General features: G+C 63.6%; 5 protein-coding genes. 3 read left to right on the forward strand and 2 right to left on the reverse strand.

The genetic code is table 11. The features are described 5' to 3' along the window. Positions 1–67: 67 nt before the first annotated feature. A complete protein-coding gene (locus tag WBV42_RS14585) occupies positions 68–1,318 on the reverse strand; it encodes a glycosyltransferase family 4 protein (protein WP_423986678.1) in 1,251 nt (416 codons plus the stop codon). A 180-nt stretch (positions 1,319–1,498) separates the two neighbouring features. Continuing rightward, positions 1,499–2,743: a hypothetical protein gene (locus WBV42_RS14590; protein ID WP_423986679.1), complete on the reverse strand. Its 1,245-nt coding sequence runs from the start codon at positions 2,741–2,743 to the stop codon at positions 1,499–1,501. A 278-nt stretch (positions 2,744–3,021) separates the two neighbouring features. Between WBV42_RS14590 and WBV42_RS14595 the strand changes: the two genes are divergently transcribed. The 3 genes from WBV42_RS14595 to WBV42_RS14605 all read left to right on the forward strand — a co-directional run. After that, positions 3,022–4,536 carry a flippase gene (locus tag WBV42_RS14595; protein WP_423986680.1) on the forward strand — a complete coding sequence of 505 codons (1,515 nt, stop codon included), beginning with the start codon at positions 3,022–3,024 and terminating at the stop codon, positions 4,534–4,536. 126 nt (positions 4,537–4,662) lie between these two features. Next, positions 4,663–5,448, forward strand: coding sequence for a DUF7388 family protein (locus tag WBV42_RS14600; RefSeq protein ID WP_423986681.1), 786 nt, complete (start codon positions 4,663–4,665; stop codon positions 5,446–5,448). Positions 5,449–5,533: 85 nt separating this feature from the next. Next, the coding region (locus WBV42_RS14605) for a creatininase family protein (protein WP_423986682.1) at positions 5,534–6,292 on the forward strand (759 nt) is incomplete at its 3' end.

Raw genomic sequence — 6,292 nt, forward strand, 5'->3', positions numbered from 1 at the left:
GAGTTGGGATCCGAATAATCGATCCGTTTGAGGACCTCCTAGTCAGTCCGCGTCGAGAGTTTCCTGATCAGTCCGCGTTGAGAACTTCGCGGTCGTTTCGTTCGAGGGTCTCCCGGTCGGGTCGTCCGAGAATCCCTGCACACACGTCCACGAGACGCTTCGCCGACTGATCCCACGAGTAGCGTTCCGCGACGGCCCGTCCTTGCTCCGAGAGTCGCGCCCGTAGCTCCGGCGACGAGACCGCCGTCGCTATCGCCGTCGCCAACTCCTCGGGGTTTTCCGGCGGGACGAGCAACGCGGTTTCGCGGTCGATGGCGTACTCCGTGACGCCGTCGACTGACGTGGTGACGACGGGGGTACCGCAGGCCAGCGCCTCCATGTTGACCATGCCGAAACTCTCGTAGTGGGACGGCAAACAGGCCACGTCCGCGGCGGTGTAGTAGCCCGGGAGTTCGTCGTGTGGAACCGCTCCGAGGACGGACACCGACGACGCCAGTTCGTGCTCCTCGATTCGCCGCACCACTGCGTCCTCGTCCCCGCGACCGACGATGGAGAGGTGAACGTCGGTTCCGGCGTCACGGGCCGCTGCAACCGCGTCGATGAGGTCGAAGACGCCTTTCGATTCCACGAACCGACCGACGAACAGCACCGCCGGTTCCTCGCGCTCGAAGGCGGGCGGCGCGTCGGGGTGAAATAGGTCGGTATCGACGCCCGGGTAGACGATACCGTCGGGTTCGTAGCCGTGTTGCTCGACGAACTCCGCGTTCGTCTGCACCGAGTTGACGACCGAGTGGCTGTCCGACAGCATCCCGTGGGCCGTCGTCCCGAGTCCCGTCCGCTCGAAGCCGTGGTACACGCGAATTACGGGGATGTCGAGGAGGTTCGAGAGGACGATGTCCTCCAAGTAGTGGTGTGTCACGAGCACGTCGAGGGTTTCGTTCATCCGCGCAATCGTCCCGTCGCGCATCGCGCCGAGCAGGGGAACGAGTTTTCCCGTGATGGCGGGAAACACGCGAGTTGCGGCGTCGAACGCGGAGTCGGACAGTTGGACGATTTCCGCGTCCGTCGTGCGCATCTTCGGCGTCAGTTCCCCGGATTCCGTGTAGAGGTAGGCCGACTGGTGTTCCGACAGCGCATCGAGGAGTTCCTGCACGTACATCACGACACCGCCCGCGTCCCGCGTTCCCGCCTTCCGATAGTACATCCCGATGGTCAACTCCGCCGCTCGCGCGTCGGTGGGACGACGCGCGTCCCCGTGCTCCGCCGTCGTCCCCGTACTCCCGACGACACGCTGGGACGGTCGATTACCACTGCTCATTTCCCGATACCACAGGGGTATTACACTTTGTTATGCGTCGTCGGAACCAATCGGGCGACGCCGTTCACGCAATCAATTGAAACCACAAAATCGAGACGGCGAGTGCTACGGCTTCGACAGGAACGTCGTGTAACCATGGTACGGAACTCCTACCGCAAAAATACGTGTTCGACTTCGTTCTCAGTATCCGCCAAGCAGCGCGCGAAGCTGACTGAAATCGACGCAATACTGTTTGCCGTTGTAGGTGAAACAGAAGTCACGCGAACTGGAGGCGGCCGCGTTCTTCGTCCCCTTCTTCATCGCCGGATCGGTCGGTTTTTTCGCCTTCTTGGCCTTTTTGGCCTTCTTCGATTTCTTGCTCTTCTTTTTCGACTGCTTTGCCTTCTTACTCTTTTTAGCTTTCTTGGCCTTCTTCTTTGACTTGCCGCCGGTCTTCGAACTTCCGCCGGACGACGTCGAACCGGTTGCGGCCTGCTTCGCGGTCGTGGGTGCGGCCTTCGGCGCTTCGTGCGACGGGTTGCTGCCCACGTTCGTCGTCTCGACGTTGCCGATGAGGGCGCCTTTGATCTGCGAATCTTTGACCTCAAACGTCGTGTGCGCCGCGACGAGCGCGGAAGCCCCGCCGTTGGTGTCCGCGTCGGTGCAGTCGATGTCGCAGTTCTCGAACGTGACGACGTCGCTCGTCGTCCCGTAGCCGTCGTAGACGCCGCGGGAGTTCACGACGCCGCCGTTGATCGGGTGGAGCGGAACGTCGTTCGTGTTGTAGATGACGGTGTTCTTCACCGTCGTGCCGTCCGTCGCCACGCGGAGGTGGCTGATGTTGTTGTTCTTCAGGAGACAGCCGTCGAACGCCAGTGTCCCACCGCCGCCGCTGGATTTGGCCGCGCCGCCCGCGTAAATCGCGTTGCCCGTCCAGCCGTTCATCGTGACGCCGGTGAGGTCGATGTGACCCGCGAAGGACGCCGGAATTCCGATCGCGCCCTTGCGAATCATGTCACCGGAGACGCCGTCGCCCATGTAGACGTGCTCGATGGTACCGGTTCCCGACGCCGTGATGAGGTTCGGGTAGCCACCGAGGTTCTTTCCCGGCGGGTGGGGACCACTCACGTCGGATGCACCGCTGAAACCGACGTTGCGAATCGTCCAGTCGGATCCGCTCGCGATGATGCGAACGTCAGCGCCCGACGCGCTGATGTCGATGAGTTTGTTTTCGAACGTCTCGCCGCTCCCGACGGTGAACTGCTTCGCCGTGTTCGCGGGAATCGTGATCGTCTCGTACTCCTTCGCCGCCCCGAGACCGGTCGCCGCGCCAGCACCGGCGGCCGCAACCGCGGCCGTGGCGGTCAGTTTCAGATACGAACGGCGGTCGAACGAACTGCCGTCCGCTCCGCTATCGTCTTTTGTCGTACTGCAATCGCGTGCCATGCGGTCTTCAATGCAAAGAGATTGATTAATATTCTTTCGGTGTCGTCCTACACACCTCAACTAAACTGAACGTAACAACGAAATCGATGATTCGTTGTAATTATCATGACTGTTGTTCACATGGCTCTGTCGGTGTGGGTGCGGGTGAGGCGGATGAGAGCGATTACTCCGCCGTACGCCGTCCATAACAAAGCCACTCGGCCGGTTTGATTGTCCCACCGTGAATCCGAGAACGCAACGAGGCCACGAGCACCACGCTTATCCACGGAACTTCCGGAATGGCGACGAGTGAGAACCACCTCTCGAAACTGCTGTCGAGTTCGGTCCTCATCGTCGTCGGCGTCATCGTCGCGTCCGTCGGTCGTCTGATCGAGCGTATCATCGTTGCCCATTGGTTCTCGCCGCAACTCTACGGCGAGATGACCATCGCACTCGCCATCATGACCATCGGGGCGACCGTCTCGCTCGTCGGGTTGAACGACGGGATTCCGCGATTCGTCTCCCGCTACGACGACGACCGGGACGTGCGCGGCGTCTGGCTGTTCGGACTGGGTTTCTCGCTCGCCGTCAGCGTCCTCGTCTCGCTCGTCCTGTACCTGAACATCGACCGTATCACGGCCGCGCTGTTCGAGACGAGCGCCGCGACCGACCTGCTCCGCCTGTTCATCCTCACGATTCCGATCACGACGGGGCTGACCGTCGGCGTGAGCGCGCTCCGCGGCATGGAAAACACGCGCTACAAACTGTACACGAAGGACTTTCTCTACCCTTGTCTCCGCATCCTCCTACTCGTCGCGCTCGTCGCGGGTGGGTTGGACCTCGCGTCCATCGGCTACGCCTACCTCGTCGCCACGCTCTGCACGGTGGTCGTGGTCTACTTCCTCTCGAACCGCCTCGTCCGACTCGTCGGCCCCGTGCGAACGCATACCCGCGAACTGCTGACCTACTCGGCCCCGCTCATCGTGACGATGGTGCTCTCGATCCTGCTCACGCGGATGGACACCATCATGCTCGCCCAGTTTCGCACTTCGAACGAAGTCGGGGTGTACAACGCAGCCTACCCGTTGGCGAACAGCCTCCTCATGGTCATCTCCTCGTTCGGGTATCTCTACCTGCCGCTCACGTCCAGACTCGACGCCGACGGCGAGCGCGACGAGGTGACGAGCATCTACCGCATCACGACGAAGTGGATCTACGTCCTCACCTTCCCCGCGTTTCTGGTGTTCACCGTCTTCCCGGACGACACCCTCTCGATCTTCTTCGGGTCGGGGTACACGGGCGGCGGTATCGCCCTCGCGATCCTCTCGATCGGGTTTTTCACCAGCGCGGCGGCGGGACGGAACCGGACGACGCTCGCCGCGCTCGGCCACACGAAAGCGATTCTGGGGGTCGATATTTTGACGCTCGCGCTCAACTTCGTCGCCAACCTCCTCCTCATTCCGACGTACGGCATCGTCGGTGCCGCCGTCGCCTCATCCGGGGCGTACGTCGTCCGAAACATCGCACTCAACCTCGTGCTCTGGTCGAAATGCGACATCACGCCGTTCGCCTCGTCCACGAATCGGACGTACGTCACCCTCCCGTTCGTCCTCTTCCCGGTCGCCCTCGGTGCGTCCCACTGGCTGACGTTGACGCTCGTGACGCTGCCCGTCTTTCTGGTCTGCACCGGCCTCCTCGGACTCGTCGCCGTCGTCCTCGCCGGGGGACTCCAACCGGAAGACGGTGCACTCATCGAGTTCGTCGAGGGCGCGCTCGGCATCGAGATGCCCACCATCGAGCGCTACGTTCCCTGACTCGAATCGTTGCCGTTGCCGACAGCCTTTTTATCCCCGTGGCGTTACGGAGACCATGGTCGCACAGACGATTGATCGCGTTCCGCGAGAACAGTAGCCAACTCGTTCTGATTACCGGAGGTATCGATGCTAACCAGTAGCCACGCCCTCGCCCGCACGGGACTCGACGCCGCCGCACTGAAACCCGCAGAGTGTGACGTGCAGCGAGCGCACGACTTGCCGTTCGAGACGATCACCATCGACTACGAGGGGCGCGAGCACCTCCCCGACGAGGCGGTGCTCCGCGAACTGGCGGCGGCGAAGAACGTCTTGATGACGGTGCCGATCCGAGCCGACGGGTTCGACCCCCTCGGCGACGATTCGCTGTTCGACCGACTCCCCGAAGGGGTTGGAACGGTGTTCGTCGCCGGACACGCTGCGTATCTCGACGACGAGGAGAAACGACGTGCGGTCGCGCCGCGCCTCGGCGCGGCGCTGGAGCGCTCGCCCGACGCGTGGGTCGGCACCGAAGGGATCGAGCGAATCGCCACCGCCACGGGCGCGACGCAGTTCGAACTGCTGTCGCGCTCGACCGACCGGGACGTCCGAGCGCTTCGCTCGGCCGGATTCGAGGGAACGGTCGCGGTGTACGCTCCGACCGTCCTCACGGACGACGAGGACACGATCCTCGATTCGGTCGGCGCGTACGTCTCCCGACGACGGCCCGTGGCACGGGCGCTCCCGGACGATGCATCGACGGATGCCAGCGCCGACGGCCGCGCGCGACGCGTCTTGTCGGCGGCGAGCCGTGATTTCGCGCTCGTCGGGACCGAACGGGAGGTCGGCGAACGGGTCGAGGAACTGAAGACGGCGGGGGCCGACCTCGTGGTCGGCTATCCCGCCCGCGGACTCGACTCGTTCCTCGGTCGATAACGGCCGAACTCGTCCCGTACATCCGTTTTTTCGCCCATCGCCGCGACACCCAGTTTCAAATACCGCGGCTGCAATACAAACCGTCATGAGCCGACTTGCAGAACACACGACGACCACCGCGGACGACGCGCTCGCCGACGTGGACGTCGCATTACTCCCGACGGGAAGCGTCGAACAACACGGGCCAGCCCTCCCATTAGGAACCGATTTCATGGCGGCACAGGCGGTCGCGGGGGAACTCGCCGAACGCGACGACGTCGTCGTCCTCCCGACGATTCCGGTCAGGGTCAGCGAACACCACCGCCAGTTCGACGGGACCCTGTGGACCGACCCGACGACGTTCGAGAACTACGTCTCGGACATCGTCTCCAGCATCGCCAGCCACGGCATTCGGAAGGTCGTCATCGTGAACGGGCACGGAGGCAACGACGGCGCGCTCCGCCGGGTCGCGCGCCGCGTCCGACGCGAGGAGGTCGCCTACGCCGTCCCGTGGAACTGGTGGAGCGGTATCGGCGACGTACTCGAAGACGAGTTCGGGATGGGGATTACACACGCCGACGAGATCGAGACGAGCATGCTCCTCGAAGTCGCCGAGGAACTCGTCCGCGAGGCCGCGCTCGAAGCGGCAGAGGCGGGCGCGAACGACGCGTGGGGCGAGGACGTTCACGGAGCCAACGTCGGGTTCGACACGGCCGACTTCTCCGAAAGCGGCGTCGTCGGGCACCCGACGCGCGGATCGCGCGAGGCGGGCGAACGGTTGCTCTCGACGTCCAGCGACGAACTCGCCGCGCTGGTCGAGTGGCTCGCCGAACGGGATATCGCGGATCTGTGGCCACAGGAGCAC

The organism is Haladaptatus sp. (genome assembly GCF_049589095.1).
GTDB lineage: Archaea > Halobacteriota > Halobacteria > Halobacteriales > Haladaptataceae > Haladaptatus.